A 14,615-nucleotide genomic window follows, 5' to 3' on the forward strand; every position below is an offset into this window, starting at 1 on the left:
TAACATCTCTGCCCCTTTTAGATTAATGAGCTGGTCTGATTATTTCATTGTTGATTTTATCAACGATTTTATCGTCAATGAATGAAGCCAGATAACTGATACCGATAATTCCTGCAATTGTTAATGCAGTAATAGGAAGCCCGACGACTGTCGCAACAAAAGATGCCAGGGCGCCAAAGATTCCCATAGCCACACCGACAGCAATGCCACTAATAACCCAGGACTCTACCTCTAGCATCAATGGACCCCAGTTTCCTGTTTCATATCCTTCAATACTTTTCTCTCGGATTTTTTCGACTTTGATCACCAGATCTGCAGTCTTAAATGCTTTGCTTAGATTGCCGAGTTTGTTTGCCATGTCACTTGCATTCAGACTTTTCCATGCGTTAACGATCGCAGTTTTATCACCTTGATTAATTTTCATCCCTGGATTGGCAATAATCTTATTCAGAGAGGTCATTGCATCATTGTAGTTACGAATTGTTTTACCTTGGAAGTTTTTAACGTTACTTGCGATGTCCCTTGACACATCTTTATATTTTTGACCCAGGTGACTACCAACTTTTTCCCCCATGTCAGCAATAATTTCGCTGGCTTTTTGTAATGCTTCAATTTGATTATCTTCATCGAGCATCTTCTGGACATTTTCGCGCAAATTACCCCGGGCTGCTTTTGGTATACTTCCATCCCGCACTGCTTGTTCATATAAGTTCTTAAGCGCTTTTCGGGAAACTTTATCACTGGAGCCATAGTACTTTGCCGTCCTATCCCAGGTAGATGGAGCACTCGTAGTGCTATTTCCATTTTGATTCTGGGAGTTATTACTGCCAGACTGTGAACCTGAGTTACCACCATTACCACCGGAGCCTTTACCTGAATGACTGTCTACCCCGGAACTGATAGCAATTGCACCACCGGCAGAAAATACTCCAGCCGCATCACCTCTGTTAGCAGCATTCACCTGTGCACTGTTGTTTGGATCCACAGAAAATCCATTAATATTCTGTGTACGGCCACCATTCCCTCCATTTCCTGATGTACCGGAATGGCTGCCAGAACCAGAGTTACCGATGCCAGGATTTTTGTCACCACTGAACGCATTGTTGTGTGCGTTGTCGCCACCATTACCACTCATAGTTAATTCCTCTTTGACGGTTAAAAGTTAGATAATGCTGTATATAAACACATTGTTATATATACAGTAGTTCGAATCCTACGCCGCTGTTTCTAACGTGTCAATGACAGATTTTGGGGTATGACTGAGAGCGGAAAATCCTGATAAGCTACTGATGGGAATATTGTTTACTGGAAAGGAGATCTTCATGAATAAATCTAACGGATTATTCGTGTGTGCGTTGTTAACATCATCTTTGATGAGCAGCGCATGCACCCCTCAAACAAGTGCAGAACGCCATGCACGCCAGTATGTATATGCTGCAGATGACGGCTTTGACCCGAATGTACGCGTTATAAGAGCCGACAGTATTAAGATGGCGGTGCCATTCTTTAAAACTTTTCATGATCTGGGAGCAAAAGACCGCTTATCAGGCATGTCTTTAGAGGACGCGAACAAGCGTGCAGATAAGTTTCGTAGCGAGGCATTTCTGAACTCCATCCAGAGTGAAACTATTTTTGCGGGCACTCGTTACGTCGACAATAAATCATGGTCGGCTAAACAGCGTAAAGCCATGAGCGATGCTATCTCTGAAGCTTACATTGATGGCTATGAAGGAAGGATGTGAGTGGTAATAACAGAAAATTTCGGTACCCGTTTCTGCATTACATTCACGAACACACCTGGTTGTGGCTCATTAACATCAACGCTTTAATTAAAGATGATTTTGTATGGTTTCTCTTGAATTAGATAATGGTGTTTAGTGCTTTTTTATTAATCGCTTACCCGCTTGTGCGGTTTTTTTGACCCAAATTCTTGACCTTCAGTTTTTAGTTGAGCTCTATAAACATACAGTTAGGTGTTAGGGGGTTATCATGGGTTTTCAATCACCTGCATTAGACCTCGCTGAGGAGATACTCACTATTACCAACCTTTGCGGTCATGAGGACAACTGCCGAACTATCGAAACATCAGCTGAGTACGTGATAATTAATATTGCCAGAAATCCGGAAATAGGTGACACCATCCTGATTGCGCTCTGCGGTAGGCTGGACTTCGCAAAAGTTCAGGGGAAGGCATTAATAACTCAGGATGGCGAGGCTATAGCGGGTGATTCAGAACATTTAAATTAATGGTGTGAAAGGTAAGTTGATTTTTGCGTATAATAAGCAATCTACTCACATTGGCTGAGGCAGAAGAATGGAAAAGTTGCAATTGAAGATTGGGTTAACTGATTTGGTTTATTCAATTACTGTTCATAGCTTTCATATTTTTTTGGATCGGCATTGGGCTTCTGTTGATAGGTGACATTGGGTTGGTGTTCAGTGGTGCATAGTCCAACATACTGACCGTATTAGGTGGCTATATGATTTTTGTAGCTTTGATAATGGAAGGTGTAAAAGCGCTTTTCAATAAGCTGGTCTGGAAGCAGTTTCTCTAAACCCATAGCCTTTAATCTATAAGACTTCTTCAGGAACAGCATAAAATAGATCTATGAGATTAGCATTCCTACATACACATTTGTTGTAGTTCTTTTAGAGTAAAGTGATGACTGGAGTCTGTGTAATGGAAGCATTTACTGAATCTGTTTATTTGGCTATTTTTAGAGAGCATGCAGCGAAGGCGGTTCAGGGTATGGAGAGACATGGCTGTTACTGGTTTACGGGTATCAGGCCATCATATGGGATTGTTGTTGAGTTGCTGGAAGATGCTGGGTATTCAGTGATAACTTTCAACCCGCCGCCTGTATACGAGTTCGCAATATATCTCTCTGATAGTTATCCATCTCAAGTTGAGCTGGAGAGAATCGCAATGTATCGACAGTCACTACGAGACAAGGGCGTATCAGAGGATAAATTACCCGTTTCATTAGCATAGCCCCCTACGGGCGGTTTTTATTGTAATATCGCTAACAAGAAAACGAGATGATAGTAAACACAGCTACGCTATGAAATATCCAGGTGTTATCTCACTATGCCTTCAGGCACTCAACGAGTTAAATCATAAGGTTGAAAATTTACAATCAGGAAGCCGCAACCCGTAGTATGCAGGAACGGGGGCGGCTGGTAAATTTGATATGAATCGATTCGAAATACGTCCGAATTTGTCCGGAATTTTAAGTAACTATATGATTTTTAGTGCCTGAAAACGCATCACCAGATGTATGCTTTTTAATCTGGTTGATGCGTATGTGTTTGATATACCGCAGAAATATAAATTGCAGGTATAAACAGGAATCGCATTCGGTCTGTTTATCCGTATGAAAGTAAACGAGTAATCCCAATAGTTCTTTCTCATACAGCGCGCTCGTCCTGTTCGACTGCTTAAAACATAACGCAACACAGCATGCGGAAGTCCAGCCCTTTTTGCCTGTTTTGTTAAATTTTCGTGTGCAATCAGTAAAAGCCAGAACCGTGTTTAAAAGCGGGATTTAACGGATGCCTCAATTTCATCAAGCAGTTCAAAGCGACGGCGGTATTCGGCACGCTTTTTACTGGCGATCTCCTCAAGGGATTTGCGCTCCATCTGCAATGGCAACTGCCAACTGAAGGTTGAACGTTTTTGACCGTCGATAGAGGCCCAAAACTCATCGTAGCTGGCGTGGAAATGGCGACCTTTACTCAGACGATAACGCAGTGCACGGAAGATATGACCTTCATCGCTGACCGCATAAATGGCTTTGATGCCGGAAAGTGTGGCCAATTGGAAAAGCACTTCCATCAACACGCGTTTCGGGAAGAGACCATGGCAGGCTCGGGTTGCCTGTTTGATCACATCACGGGATACGCTGCGTCGCGGGCCCTGAAGACCGCCAATCACCAGAACATATTCTCCGTTTTCGCGAGCAACGCAAAATGTCACACTGGCAAGCAGGGTATTTTCGTTATCACGCAGCCACAGCGTACATTCGCCCTCACGCTCTGCTTTACTGGCATTCATGGCGTTGACGTTATAGCTCACGCCATCTTTGGCATGAAACTCAACAATGGATTGCTCTTGTGGTCCGGTTAAGGCCTTGACCAGGCCGACGTCTTTCAGAGAGTCAATCCACTGATAATGGCTGACGATGGCATCGGCACGCGCATTGGCGTTCATGCCACGCATCAGATACTGGCGATGTGTTTTGCTCGGCAGGGTGATCTGCGAAGCCAGTAACTGATCAAAATCGTCGCGGCGAGCCAGCGCATCGAGCATGCGATGCGTAGAAGACCAGAACAGCAATGAACGTAACAGAAATTTAAGACGGTACTCGCGTTTTTGCCAGATAGGGCCTGGAACGAGTTTGCCTTTCACCAGTTCGGAAATGATATGGGTACGATGCGATTGTGGCGCATCGTTTTGCAGGCGCGTATTTGACACGGGAAAACCTCAAAGTTTATGCAATGCATATTTTAGGGGGCATGCAAAAGAGTATTAATACTGGTGAAACATTTATTTATCCTTAGTTTACTGTTTGTTTAGCTTCATGAAAAGCGCTCCTGTGCAGCGTCCCTACACATAAGTCAACTGTAACTATACTTCCTATGGGAGGGCTTATGTATCAGCGAATTGAAGGTGGGATGTGGCGTCACGTCTGGGTTGTCAGCGATATACACGGCTGTTATCAGTGGCTTATGGATGAGCTTAAACGCCGTCATTTTAACCCGTATGAGGATTTGCTTATTTCTGTCGGGGATATCATCGATCGTGGCCCTGATAGCGTGAAATGCCTGCAGTTAATACATGAAAAATGGTTTCGTGCCGTGCGGGGCAACCACGAGCAAATGGCGCTCGACAGTCTGGATAATAACGATTTTTCGCTCTGGACGATAAATGGTGGAATGTGGTTTGCGCAACTTGAACGCGACCAGCAACAGCTTGCGCTGTCGTTGCTTGAGGCCTGTCGCGATTTACCGCATATCATCGAGATAACCTGTGCGAATGGTCTGAATGTGATAGCCCATGCGGATTATCCGGCTACGGAATACCAATGGCAAAAACCGGTCAGCGCCCAGCGCGTCTTATGGAACCGCGACAGGTTGATGGGATTTATGGTGGGCAAAGGGCAGGGCATCAGCGGCGCGGATCATTTCTGGTTCGGACATACGCCCCTCGACAGAAGGTATGATTTTAATAATCTCCACTACATTGATACGGGCGCCGTATTTGACGGTTACTTTACGCTGGCGCAGCTGCAGTAATAAATAACCCGCCTTCGGGCGGGTTCTCTTTAGGTCAGGCAAGACGCATGACCCAGGCATCGGTTTTACTATCGTAATGCTCACGGTAAAGGACAGAGTGTTCGCCATCAAGTATTGCCGGGACGCTGGTATCTGCATCCCATGCATCGAGCTGCATGCACAAATCCGGGTCGGATTTGCAGGGAATACTTAACGTTCGATCGCCTTGTGCTTCGCCGCGCAGCTCTGCGTCGTCGATCTCAAAAGCGCCAATACGCACGCTGGTTTTCGTCATAGTGCTCTCCGGTTCTGTTGTCAAAATCTGGTATGACCAGTGCAGTCACCCATTTTTGATCGTAGACAAGGAGAGCAAAATCGCCAGTAAAAAAATGCGCTTTTTTTCAGCCCGTGCGATCGTTACCGGTAAACAGCCGACCATCCCGAACCAACTCGCGCGGATAGCTGTTTTTCAGCCTTGAGCCGACCTTTTTTGCCAGCCCCAGCGGGTATCCCTGATACGTCACTATCACTTCATCGCCTGATGGCGCGCTGTCCGGATAGACATCGCGACCACGATACCACTCTTCGGCTTCCTGATGCGTCAGGGCAAAGGTATTCTCGCGTCCGGCAAGCGCGATAACGGCCTCATGCTGCCAGCGATACCCTTTGTTATGCACTTCCGCCAGGCGGATCCCGATTCGCGAAAAACGGACCTTTCCGATGAGCGGCTCGATCTCAGCCGGGAACAGCCATATCTCTTTATCACGCATCCAGAGATGCAGGCTCTCATCCCAGACCAGCCCAACCTTTTTGGCGGCGGCTTCAAGCTGTGCTGCATCGCGACCTTTAAGAGGGGCAAACGGGAAGTTGCCGACCTTGAATTTAGGTGCGGGCAGGGGAGCAACCGCCTGCGTTTTACGCAGACGCGCCACAAAGAACCCTTCACAGTCGTAAATCTGCGGGAACACGTGAAGGAAACCCTCGGGGGTGACCGCCTCTTGTGCCGAGGCAAACAGATCGTTAAGCCGCAGAAACTCGACTGCATCCGGATAGTTCGTTTTCAACCACAGACAGACGTCTTCGTTTTCATCGCGGTTAAGGGTGCACGTTGAATAGACCAGCGTGCCGCCAGGCCGCAAAGCGTGAAATGCGCTCTCGATCAGCTCTCGCTGTGTGGCGGCGATCTCCAGGTTGCTTTCCACGGACCAGTTCTTTAACGCATCGGGATCTTTGCGCACCACCCCTTCGCCGGAGCAAGGGGCGTCCAGCAGAATGGCATCGAAGGCTTCCGGTAGGGCGGCGCCAAACACGCGTCCGTCGAAGTGCGTCAGTGCAACATTATGAATACCGCAGCGGCTGATGTTGGCATGCAGCACCTTCACGCGGCTGGCGGAAAACTCGTTAGCAAGGATCGCCCCCTGGTTACCCATCCGGGCGGCAATTTGCGTGGTTTTTGAGCCGGGCGCCGCGGCAACATCCATCACGCGCTCAGGCGAATTGCCATCGGTAAACAGGGCGGCAACAGGCAGCATCGAGCTGGCTTCCTGAATATAGAACAGGCCGCTCAGATGTTCAGCGGTGCTGCCCAGCGGGAGTGAGGCTTCGTCATCGCGCTCGATCCAGAACCCCTCAGCACACCACGGTACCGGCGTAAGCTGCCAGCCGTACGGCGAGACCAGTGCCAGAAAATCATCGACGCTGATTTTCAACGTGTTGACGCGAATACTTCGGCGTAACGGACGCTGGCAGGCGGCGATAAAATCGTCTAACGACAGGTGAGAAGGAAGCGCCTCGCGCATCTGCGCCAGGAATTGTTCAGGAAGAAATACGGAGTTTTGAGCCACGGGCACACCACAGGGAAAAGTTCAGGTGCGCAGTGTAACATAAAGGCTCCGGTGCGTTGACACCGGAGCCTTGCTGTTTAACGTGGCAGGGCGGTTCCCCATTCGCGCCACTCTTTCGGTTCGCTTTCGAGCAGCAGGAAGTGTTTACCCGGCTGCGCTTTCGGCGCCAGCGGCGTTCCCGGCGGCGTGGCAAACGCGATACCGCCGCGAATGAACTGGTTGAAGGTGCCGGTTTTCACCACGCCACCCGTCAGGCCGAAGTCCAGCGAGTAGCCTGATGCCAGCCAGAATACCGAGTTATTTCGAACCAGGTGCTGGTAGCGTTCGCTGATGCGTAACGCCACCATCACGCGATCGGAGAGTGTACCAAGCGTCAGGCCCGTGACCGTACCCACTTCAATGCCGCGGAACAGTACCGGCGTGCCGATGTTCAGCGAGCCTGCTTCCGGCACTTCCACCACGATGCTCAGGCCACCAAGGTAGCGTGAGTCGGTGATCGTGGCTTCCTGCAGCTCGAAATCGCGACGGGCATTGCCCTGGCCGGGCTCAACGTTGATGTACGGCTGCAAAATGGTGTCGAGATGCTCCACGCCCGCGGCCGAGATCTGCGGCGTGACCACCGAGAAGCGCGAGCCCGTGCGGGCGAAGGTCTGCACATATTCCGGGTAAAGCACGGCGGTGGCCTGCACCTCGTTACGTGAGGTAATCAGCGTCAGCTTCTGGATCTGCCCGATATCAATACCCAGATAGCGAATTGGCATGCCTTCCGCCAGCTTACCGGCATCAAACGCGTGCAGGGTAATCTGCCCGCCTACTGCACGTGCGGCGGTTTCGGACGGGAAGAGAATACGCTTATCACCTTTGCGCAGATTCGCACCCGCGCCGCTGAGATTATCGAAGCTAATCGCCCCGCGCAGCGCGCGTGAGAGCGGGGAGGCCTGCACGGTCAGCCCGTTACCGTTAAGCTGAACTTTCGCGCCGCCTTCGGCCCAGAAGACGCTGTTTGGCGTCAGCAGCTTGCGGTACTCCGGCTTGATGTGCAGTTCGATATCAAAGGCGTCCGCACGCGGGCGAACGGTGATCACTTCCCCGACTTCAAACTTGCGATACAGCACCACGGATCCCGCCTGTACGTCCGGCAGCGTTTCGGCGCTTAGCGTCAGCGTGGTGGTAGGAAGATCGCTCAGACTGTTTTCAATCGCTTTCTCGAGGTTGGCATACAGCGGATAGCTGTCGCGCACGGGGCCTTTATCGCCAGGCAAAATACGGATGCCGCCGTTAACCCATTCGCTGGCGCTGGCGCCGAGGAACTCCACGCCGTCCAGACCCACCTTCACATCGACGCGACTGTTCACCACGAATTTGCTGTCACCGTGCACCAGGTCGCTGTATTGCGGATCGATGGCGACCGAGAACGTCACGCCATCCGCGGAGAGCTTACGCTCCAGCACCTGACCGACCTGCACGCCGTGTAAAATTAGCGGCTGCCCGGCTTCGATACCGTAACTTTCTGGCGCATTCAGCGTGACGGTTACCACACCCGGTTTTTGCAGCAGGGCTTTATCCGCCGGGGCAATCACGAAGCTATTGCTGGGTTCACCTTCACCGGGGATGAGCTCAAACGTATTGCCGGTCAACAGCGTGCTGAGGCTGGCATCGTTCAGAGAGAGCTTTGGACTGCGCATTTCGATGCGCGTTTTCTCGCGCAGGAGATCGACCACGCTCGGGTCGACCGTCATTTCGCCGGTGACTGAGCCGCCCGGGTTGAGCGTCATTTTGGTGAGCTGACCAACCTGCAATCCCTGATACATCAGCGGCGTTGAGCCCGCTTTTAGCCCTTTAGCATCGGGCAGGGCGAGTTTGACGATCACGCCGCGCTGGCTGTGCGCCAGGTCAGCATACAATCCAAATGAGTCATCAGCGGTGGCAGGGCTTGAGTTTTCCGGGGAGTCAAAGGCAATAGCGCCATTCACCAGCGCGGCCAGACTCTCCAGCTTCACTTTCGCACCGCTCAGGCTGAGATCCGCATCCACGCCGGAGACGTTCCAGAAGCGGCTGCCTTTTTTCACCAGATTGGTGAAGCGACGCTCGATCAGCACGTCGATGGTGACGCCCTGTTTATTCGGGTTAATCGCGTAGTCGTACACGCGGCCAACCGGGATCTTGCGGAAATAGACCAGTGAGCCACTGTTCAGAGAACCGAGATCCGGCGCCTGCAGATGGATCATCAAATCGCCGTTATTGAGGCGGTACTTGGGCTGCGTATCCAGAGCAACAAAGTGATCCTGCGGCTCGCCTTTACCCGGCATCATGCCAATATAGTTACCGCCCACGAGCGCATCCAGCCCGGACACGCCGGCCAGAGAGGCTTTCGGCGTCACCAGCCAGAACTGCGTTTCGCTGCGCAGGGCATCCTGCATGTCAGATTTAATACTGACCCGCACCTGAATCTTGTTCAGCCCTTTTCCAAGGGAGATGTCCTGAACCGTACCCACTTCAACCCCCTGGAAGCGAACGGGCGTTCGCCCGGCGACGATGCCGTCGGCGGTCTGGAAATCAATGGTGACCGTACTCCCGCGATCTTCATAGCTCGTCCAGATAAGCCAGCCTGCAATCATCAGGGCGATGACGGGCAGCAACCAGAATGGCGAAATGCGGCGTTTTGTTTTAATTCTCGCTTCAGTCGGCGAAGCGGGGGTTTCCTGACTCATGTGCATCCCAAAGTAAGCGGCTATCCAGCCATTCCACAGCAAGAATAGTCAATATCACCGCAGAGCCGAAATAAAAAGCCGCGGGTCCCATTGTAAAAGCAAGTAGCTGGTCGCGATTGATGAGCGACATCATCAGCGAAATCACGAACAGATCTAACATTGACCAGCGGCCAATCCAGGTGACGAACCGCAGAAGCAGAATGCGTGTTCGTAAGCCTTGTTCACATTTAACGTGAATGCTGATGAGCAAGGTAAACATCACCACCACTTTGGTAAAGGGAACCAGGATACTGGCAATAAAAACGATCGCCGCCACCCCGACGTTGCTGTGTGCAAGGGAGATAATCCCGGAGAGGATAGTATCCTCCTGACGCCCGCCATTCACGTAAATGATAGAAATCGGCAGCATATTGGCTGGGATCAGAAACACCAGGGAGGCGATCAGCGCGGCCCAGCATTTTTGCAGGCTATTGTTGCGGCGCAGTCTCAGCGGAATGTGGCACCGCGGGCAGCGTCCACGCGCGTCGGGTAAGCCGGTATAGTGGCATCCCAGACAGACGCGCAGATTTTCATCGGGGCGCGTAGCGGGGCGCTGAGGGTAAAACCGTTCCCAGAGCTGCTCAACGTTCAGGTGAATCAGCGTCAGGATGCTTAGCAATACCAGGCAGATGAAAGCAAAGAGCCCGATGCCGGGCTGCAAAAAGGCGTAGTCCTGTACCTTTATTGACGCAACGCCCACGCCCACCAGATAAATATCCAGCATCACCCACTCTTTGAGCTTATCCAGCATCAGTAGCACCGGGCGAAGGTTCATGCCGAGAATATTGCCAAACCAAAGATAGGCAATGGCGGCAACCAGCACCAGCGGCGCGCCAACGGTGCAGAACAGCACCATGGCGGCGGTGATGGGATCGCCCTGACGGGTCATCTGCCAGATACCCTGCAGCACATTGGCGTCAATGCGCACGCCAAGCAGGTAGAGTTTCAGCAGCGGTTCGCTCCAGGCGAAGGGCATCAGCAGCAGCATGGTGACGGCCATGGCGGCGAGACGGGTTAACGACCAGTCTCGGCCATCGCGAATTTTGGCGTCGCAGCGGGGACAGAAGGCACTTTGGTGCGATTTCATCTTCGGCAACATAAAAAGCGTATCGCACTGGGGGCAACGCTGATAATGTGCACGTGGCAAAGCTTCGCTTACCGTATGGACAGTTATCTTTCTTGTCGGCGTAATTTTGGTTGTTTTTAAGGCCATCAGCTGCGCACAAATAAGTATTGTTGAAAGTTATAATAACTCATGAACGGATTCATCTTGAGCATGAGCGCATTTAATGCTTATTTTAATAGGCTATGCGGTAAATTTGTAAGACAACTAAGTGATTGAATAATGAACAAAACAGAATTCTACGCGGACCTGAACCGCGATTTTAAGGCATTGATGGCGGGTGAGACCAGCTTCTTAGCCACTCTGGCAAATACTAGCGCATTGCTGTTTGAACGTCTCTCTGACGTGAACTGGGCCGGCTTTTACCTTCTGGAAGGTGAAACGCTGGTGCTCGGTCCGTTCCAGGGCAAACTGGCCTGCGTGCGTATTCCGGTAGGGCGCGGCGTATGCGGCACGGCGGTGGCCGAGAATCAGGTCCAGCGTGTGGAAGATGTTCATGCATTTGACGGGCACATTGCCTGCGATGCCGCCAGTAATTCTGAAATCGTTCTGCCTCTGGTGGTCAAAAATCAGATTATTGGCGTTCTGGATATCGACAGTACGGTCTTCAGTCGCTTTACAACCGAGGACGAACAGGGGCTGCGCGAGCTGGTGGCTAATCTGGAAAACGTACTCGCGGCAACCGATTATCAAAAATTCTTTGCGAGCGTCGCAGGATAATCAACGGATAACGTAGCATTTACTGATAGCGTCATTATAATGACGCCTGTTCATGCCTGCGCTTGTTGGCAACGTCCGTTGTAATCAGGAAATTTCATGGAAAATCAACCTAAGTTGAATAGCAGTAAAGAAGTTATCGCATTTCTGGCCGAGCGTTTCCCGCAGTGCTTCAGCGCGGAAGGTGAAGCGCGTCCCCTGAAAGTCGGTATTTTTCAGGATCTGGTGGCACGTGTTGAAGGGGAAATGAACCTCAGCAAAACTCAGCTGCGTTCCGCCTTACGTCTTTATACTTCGAGCTGGCGTTACCTGTACGGTATCAAAGCTGGCGCGACCCGCGTGGATCTCGACGGCAACCCGTGTGGTGAGCTGGACGAGCAGCACGTTGAGCACGCGCGCAAGCAGCTCGAAGAAGCCAAAGCACGCGTTCAGGCACAACGTGCAGAACAGCAGGCGAAAAAGCGCGAAGCCGCCGCGGCAAACGGCCAGGAAGAAGCGCCTCGTCGTGAGCGTAAACCACGCCCTGCGCCGCGTCGTAACGATAATAACGATCGCAAACCGCGTGCAGACAAACCAGCAGCAAAAGCCCCGCGTGCCCCTCGTGAAGAGCCGCGCCATACGCCGGTTTCTGACATTAACGCCCTGAGCGTAGGTCAGGCGCTGAAGGTAAAAGCGGGTAACAATGCTATGGACGCCACCGTACTGGAAATCACCAAAGATGGCGTTCGTGTACAGCTGACTTCTGGTATGTCAATGATTGTACGCGCAGAACACTTGTTGTTCTGAAACGGAGGCCAAGCCTGGCATGAACACTTTTTTTAAGCTCACCGCGCTGGCGGGCCTGTTTGCCATAACAGGTCACGCTTTTGCAGTGGACGATATCACGCGTGTTGATCAAATTCCGGTTCTCAAGGAAGAGACGCAGCACGCGACGGTGAGCGAGCGCGTGACCTCACGTTTTACCCGCTCGCACTATCGTCAGTTCGATCTCGATCAGGCCTTTTCGGCCAAAATCTTTGACCGCTATCTGAACTTGCTGGATTACAGCCATAACGTTTTGCTCGCCAGCGATGTCGAGCAGTTCGCTAAGCGCAAATCCGAGGTGGGTGACGAGTTGCGCTCAGGCAAGCTGGATCTGTTCTACGATCTCTACAACCTGTCGCAAAAGCGCCGCTTCGAACGCTATCAGTACGCGCTGAAAGTGCTGGAACGTCCGATGGACTTCACCGGCAACGACACCTTTAATCTGGATCGCAGTAAAGCACCCTGGCCGAAAGATGAAGCCGAATTGAATGCGCTGTGGGACGGTAAAGTTAAATACGATGAACTGAGCCTCAAGCTTACCGGCAAAGACGAAAAAGAGATCCGTGACACGCTGACGCGTCGTTACAAATTCGCCATTCGTCGTCTGGCGCAGACCAACAGTGAGGATGTCTTCTCGCTGGCCATGACGGCCTTTGCTCACGAAATCGATCCGCACACCAACTATCTTTCTCCACGCAACACCGAACAGTTCAATACCGAGATGAGCCTGTCTCTTGAAGGTATCGGCGCGGTGCTGCAGATGGACGATGATTACACGGTGATCAATTCGATGGTCGCAGGCGGCCCGGCATCCAAAAGCAAAGCGATTAGCGTAGGCGATCGTATTGTGGGTGTAGGACAAACCGGACAGAACATGGTCGACGTGATCGGCTGGCGTCTTGATGACGTGGTTGCGCTGATCAAAGGTCCGAAAGGCAGCAAGGTTCGTCTGGAAGTCCTGCCAGCCGGAAAAGGCACCAAAACCCGTATCGTTACCTTGACCCGCGAGCGTATCCGTCTGGAAGACCGCGCGGTGAAAATGTCGGTGAAAACCGTGGGTAAAGAGAAGGTGGGTGTCCTGGATATTCCTGGCTTCTACGTAGGGCTGACTGACGATGTGAAAGTTCAGCTGCAGAAGCTTGAAAAGCAGAACGTCAGCAGCATTATCATCGACCTGCGCAGTAACGGCGGCGGAGCGCTGACGGAAGCGGTTTCACTCTCTGGTCTGTTCATTCCATCGGGTCCCGTGGTGCAGGTGCGCGATAACAACGGTAAAGTGCGTGAAGATGCCGACAACGACGGTGTGGTCTACTACAAAGGCCCGCTGGTGGTCCTGGTTGACCGCTTCAGTGCTTCCGCGTCTGAGATCTTTGCCGCTGCCATGCAGGATTATGGCCGCGCGCTGATCGTCGGTGAGCCAACCTTCGGGAAAGGTACCGTTCAGCAGTATCGTTCTCTTAATCGTATCTACGATCAAATGCTGCGTCCGGAATGGCCTGCACTGGGCTCGGTTCAGTACACCATTCAGAAATTCTACCGCGTGAATGGCGGCAGTACGCAGCGTAAGGGCGTAACGCCGGACATTATGATGCCGACAGGCACGGAAGAGACGGAAACCGGCGAGAAGTTTGAAGATAACGCGTTACCGTGGGACAGCATCAATGCCGCGACCTACGTGAAAGCGGGTGATATGACGCAATTTGGCCCTGAACTGCTGAAAGCGCATAACGACCGCATCGCGAAAGATCCGGAATTCCAGTACATCATGAAGGACATCGCACGCTTCAATGCCCTGAAAGATAAGCGGAATATCGTTTCTCTGAACTACGCACAGCGTGAGAAAGAGAACAACGAAGACGATGCAACCCGCCTGGCGCGTATCAACGATCGCTTCAAGCGTGAAGGCAAGCCTCTGCTCAAAAAACTGGACGATCTGCCAAAAGATTACCAGGAGCCGGATCCGTATCTGGATGAGACGGTGCATATCGCTCTCGACCTGGCGAATCAGGAAAAAGAGAAACCTGCCGTACAGCCCGCTCCGGCAAAATAATCTCCCAACAGGCACAAGAAATTGTGCCTGTTTCTTTTTGTTCTTCATCCTTC

The 14,615-nt window shown here is 51.5% G+C and carries 13 protein-coding genes; 7 read left to right on the forward strand and 6 right to left on the reverse strand.

Annotation, left to right across the window (positions count from 1 at the left end; translation table 11 throughout):
* Positions 1-22 precede the first annotated feature (22 nt).
* Positions 23-1,135 (reverse strand): colicin-like pore-forming protein, encoded by a 1,113-nt coding sequence (locus DOU50_RS23990; protein WP_148770105.1) that lies wholly within the window; start codon positions 1,133-1,135, stop codon positions 23-25.
* A gap of 187 nt (positions 1,136-1,322) precedes the next feature.
* On the opposite strand from DOU50_RS23990, the gene DOU50_RS20715 reads away from it, so the two are divergent.
* The 3 genes from DOU50_RS20715 (at position 1,323) to DOU50_RS20725 (ending at position 2,992) form a co-directional block, all read left to right on the forward strand.
* Complete coding sequence (locus DOU50_RS20715; protein ID WP_148770107.1) at positions 1,323-1,742, forward strand: Exc2 family lipoprotein; 420 nt, start codon at positions 1,323-1,325, stop codon at positions 1,740-1,742.
* 247 nt (positions 1,743-1,989) lie between these two features.
* Positions 1,990-2,247 (forward strand): hypothetical protein, encoded by a 258-nt coding sequence (locus tag DOU50_RS20720; protein ID WP_148770109.1) that lies wholly within the window; start codon positions 1,990-1,992, stop codon positions 2,245-2,247.
* A gap of 433 nt (positions 2,248-2,680) precedes the next feature.
* Positions 2,681-2,992, forward strand: coding sequence for a hypothetical protein (locus tag DOU50_RS20725; RefSeq protein ID WP_024909712.1), 312 nt, complete (start codon positions 2,681-2,683; stop codon positions 2,990-2,992).
* Between the two features lie 540 nt (positions 2,993-3,532).
* Here the strand turns inward: DOU50_RS20725 and DOU50_RS20730 are convergent.
* Positions 3,533-4,474 carry a VirK/YbjX family protein gene (locus tag DOU50_RS20730; RefSeq protein WP_061714879.1) on the reverse strand — a complete coding sequence of 314 codons (942 nt, stop codon included), beginning with the start codon at positions 4,472-4,474 and terminating at the stop codon, positions 3,533-3,535.
* 176 nt (positions 4,475-4,650) lie between these two features.
* On the opposite strand from DOU50_RS20730, the gene pphA reads away from it, so the two are divergent.
* A complete protein-coding gene (gene pphA, locus DOU50_RS20735; RefSeq protein ID WP_148770111.1) occupies positions 4,651-5,295 on the forward strand; it encodes a protein-serine/threonine phosphatase in 645 nt (214 codons plus the stop codon).
* Positions 5,296-5,329: 34 nt separating this feature from the next.
* On the opposite strand, the gene DOU50_RS20740 is transcribed toward pphA, so the two are convergent.
* From DOU50_RS20740 to yebS, 4 genes are all read right to left on the reverse strand, one after another.
* Positions 5,330-5,569 carry a YebV family protein gene (locus DOU50_RS20740; RefSeq protein ID WP_008500472.1) on the reverse strand — a complete coding sequence of 80 codons (240 nt, stop codon included), beginning with the start codon at positions 5,567-5,569 and terminating at the stop codon, positions 5,330-5,332.
* A 106-nt stretch (positions 5,570-5,675) separates the two neighbouring features.
* Positions 5,676-7,118: a 16S rRNA (cytosine(1407)-C(5))-methyltransferase RsmF gene (rsmF, locus tag DOU50_RS20745; protein ID WP_148770113.1), complete on the reverse strand. Its 1,443-nt coding sequence runs from the start codon at positions 7,116-7,118 to the stop codon at positions 5,676-5,678.
* 77 nt (positions 7,119-7,195) lie between these two features.
* Complete coding sequence (locus DOU50_RS20750) at positions 7,196-9,829, reverse strand: PqiB family protein (protein WP_153257554.1); 2,634 nt, start codon at positions 9,827-9,829, stop codon at positions 7,196-7,198.
* Positions 9,798-11,081 carry a membrane integrity lipid transport subunit YebS gene (gene yebS / locus DOU50_RS20755; protein WP_148770115.1) on the reverse strand — a complete coding sequence of 428 codons (1,284 nt, stop codon included), beginning with the start codon at positions 11,079-11,081 and terminating at the stop codon, positions 9,798-9,800. Before yebS ends, DOU50_RS20750 begins: the two co-directional genes overlap by 32 nt.
* A gap of 132 nt (positions 11,082-11,213) precedes the next feature.
* Here yebS and DOU50_RS20760 point away from each other — a divergent pair, with 132 nt between their 5' ends.
* From DOU50_RS20760 to prc, 3 genes are all read left to right on the forward strand, one after another.
* Entirely contained in the window at positions 11,214-11,711 is a 498-nt protein-coding gene (locus DOU50_RS20760; RefSeq protein WP_008500476.1) for a GAF domain-containing protein, read from the forward strand.
* Between the two features lie 96 nt (positions 11,712-11,807).
* Positions 11,808-12,494, forward strand: a complete 687-nt coding sequence (proQ, locus tag DOU50_RS20765) for an RNA chaperone ProQ (protein ID WP_014170612.1) — start codon at positions 11,808-11,810, stop codon at positions 12,492-12,494.
* A 19-nt stretch (positions 12,495-12,513) separates the two neighbouring features.
* Positions 12,514-14,562, forward strand: coding sequence for a carboxy terminal-processing peptidase (prc, locus tag DOU50_RS20770; RefSeq protein ID WP_024909720.1), 2,049 nt, complete (start codon positions 12,514-12,516; stop codon positions 14,560-14,562).
* Positions 14,563-14,615: the final 53 nt, after the last annotated feature.

The organism is Enterobacter sp. C6 (assembly GCF_008122455.1).
In the GTDB taxonomy this organism is placed as follows: Bacteria; Pseudomonadota; Gammaproteobacteria; order Enterobacterales; family Enterobacteriaceae; genus Enterobacter; species Enterobacter pseudoroggenkampii.